We start from the raw sequence: 2,394 nt of genomic DNA on the forward strand, positions 1-2,394 counted from the left end.
GGAGGGGTCATGATGCTGATGTGCTAGTTGAGGAACTCGAACATCGCATCTGACCCCTCTTTTTGTCTACCCCCTTTTTCTCAAATCCACTCCCTCTCTCACTTTCAGGAGTTTTCTGCACCACCAAGGGGCAACCTGTGCGCTCGCTTTCACCAGAACCCCAAACGGGCCTATCCAACCTTCAGCCTCGCACTGGAGCTGTTTCCCGAAAGTCACTGGAGTGCCTTAACCCCTCAAGGCTCTCTTCGCTATTGGCAACTCATCGAGCTCGACGACGACGGCGATCTTCCCCTACGTCGCCTGTCCCTCGATGAAAGTCTTTTACATTACCTCATGGGGGAATCCTATCGCGACAGTTCGATCGAAGACCGCACCACCACCTTACCGACGTTTTCGGAAACCCGCTTTCCTCCCTCTTACCAACCCCTCATTCAACAACTGGTTGCATCCCTCCACGACGGCCAGTGCGTGCAACTTTGGGGAAGCAATTTATCCACCCAACACGCCATTTCCGCCGTGGCGTGTCAGGAGTTAGGGTGTCTCGGAAAAACCCTCTCGCTTTCAATCTTTCCTCTCGAGACAGTGGACTGGCGACAGTGGCAGAGACGCTGGCAGCAAGAGGTGCGCTTGAACCGCAGCCTGCTGGTCATTGACGCTCGTTCCCTCGACGGACAACCCTGCGATCGCCTGGCAAACTTCGATCGATGGCTGGCGGGATTCGAGACTCCCCTCCTCCTGTTAACCGCCAAACCCTTATCTTTCGACACTCTACTGTCGAAAAACCTACAGATTCCGCCCTTAAATCTGGACGAACGCCAACATCTTTGGCTGGCGTATTTAGGGGAAAAGTGGCAGGGACGATTAGATCGGCTAGTGGCTCAATTCGATCTCACTCCCACTGAAATTCACTCGATTGGTTCGAGCCTCAAACAAGAGGCGATCGATGAGGCAGATCTCGAAGCGAAACTGTGGAAAGCCTGTCGAGAACAAGCTCGCCCACAATTGGACGCCGTGGCAACGCGAGTCAAAACCTCTCTGAGTTGGGACGATCTTATTTTACCGAAAGAACAAATCGCCACGCTCAAAAACATCGTCACTTATGTCGATCGACGCATCCAAGTTTACGATCGATGGGGCATTGCCAAACGCTCCGAACGAGGGTTAGGAATCAGCGCTCTATTTAGCGGCGGGAGCGGTACGGGAAAAACCACGGCTGCTGAAATTATGGCGAAAGAACTCAATTTGGATTGCTATCGCATCGATTTGAGCAGTGTCATTAGTAAGTACATTGGGGAAACAGAGAAGAACTTATCTCGTATTTTTGAAGTGGCAGAAACGGCGGGAGCAGTGCTGTTGTTTGACGAAGCCGATGCCTTATTTGGCAAGCGAGGAGAGGTGAGAGAGGCTCGCGATCGCTACGCCAATCAGGAAGTGAGTTATTTACTCCAACGGATGGAAACGTATCCCGGCTTGGCAATTTTAACCACGAATATTCCAAGTGCTCTCGATTCAGCATTTGAGCGACGGGTTAAGTTTATAGTCAAGTTTCCTTTTCCCGATTTTGAAGAGCGCCAAAAAATTTGGGAACGAGTCTTTCCGCCTCAAGCACCAACTAAGAATTTAGACTATAAGAAGCTGTCTAAGTTGAATGTTACGGGAGGTGTTATCTCGAATTTAGCGGTCGATGCGGCGTTTCGTGCCGCTCGAGAAGGAAGTTCTATTGAGATGAGACATATCAAGGAAGCGGCGATCGCTGACAGTCAAAAGACAGGACGATACATTCCTCAAAATTCCGATCGTTAGTAGCGATCGCATGGGTAAATTTCAAAAATGTAAATTTATCAAACACCAGCTTTTGCGATCGAGTTCGCTGCTGTTGGGTTTCGCTATCGCTCTACCCATGGGCTGAGCGAAGCCGAAGTCCAACCTACCCCAAATTCATATTTTTGAAAAAGTGAGATACACCCCGATCGCATCGTTATATTTACCACTCACTCTCTCAATCTCGGACAGACAGCTCCACTTCTCAATCGCTCGCCAAGAAGAGACAAACCTATATAGCAACCCTAAATCAGTTGTGTAACAAAATTGAGACAAAAAGGGAATCGGGAACGGGGAATCAGATTTTTTCTGGTGCTTTAATTTTTGACGACTCATTTGGGACTGCTATAGCTATAATTCCCGATCTTATCAAAAATTTAAGGTAACTCTCATCCTGCGATCGTTAAGGATTTAAAAAAACTCGAACGCTATCAACCCAGATGTTTAGAGGGATTCTTTCAAATCGAGGAGAAATTGCAAACTAGAAAATTCCTGAGAGGGTGACAACATAGCTAGACCCCCTGCCTCACAAGGGATAGAGCCTCTAGCCCTCGTTGAAAATGGAGAGATTTG

1 protein-coding gene is annotated in these 2,394 nt (G+C 48.7%); it reads left to right on the forward strand.

Going from position 1 to position 2,394, the window contains the following annotated elements:
* The first annotated feature begins 27 nt into the window (after positions 1–27).
* Positions 28–1,803 (forward strand): ATP-binding protein, encoded by a 1,776-nt coding sequence (locus GEI7105_RS30345; RefSeq protein ID WP_017660883.1) that lies wholly within the window; start codon positions 28–30, stop codon positions 1,801–1,803.
* The last annotated feature ends 591 nt before the right edge of the window (positions 1,804–2,394 follow it).

This window comes from Baaleninema simplex PCC 7105 (genome assembly GCF_000332355.1).
Classification (GTDB): domain Bacteria; phylum Cyanobacteriota; class Cyanobacteriia; order Cyanobacteriales; family Geitlerinemataceae; genus Baaleninema; species Baaleninema simplex.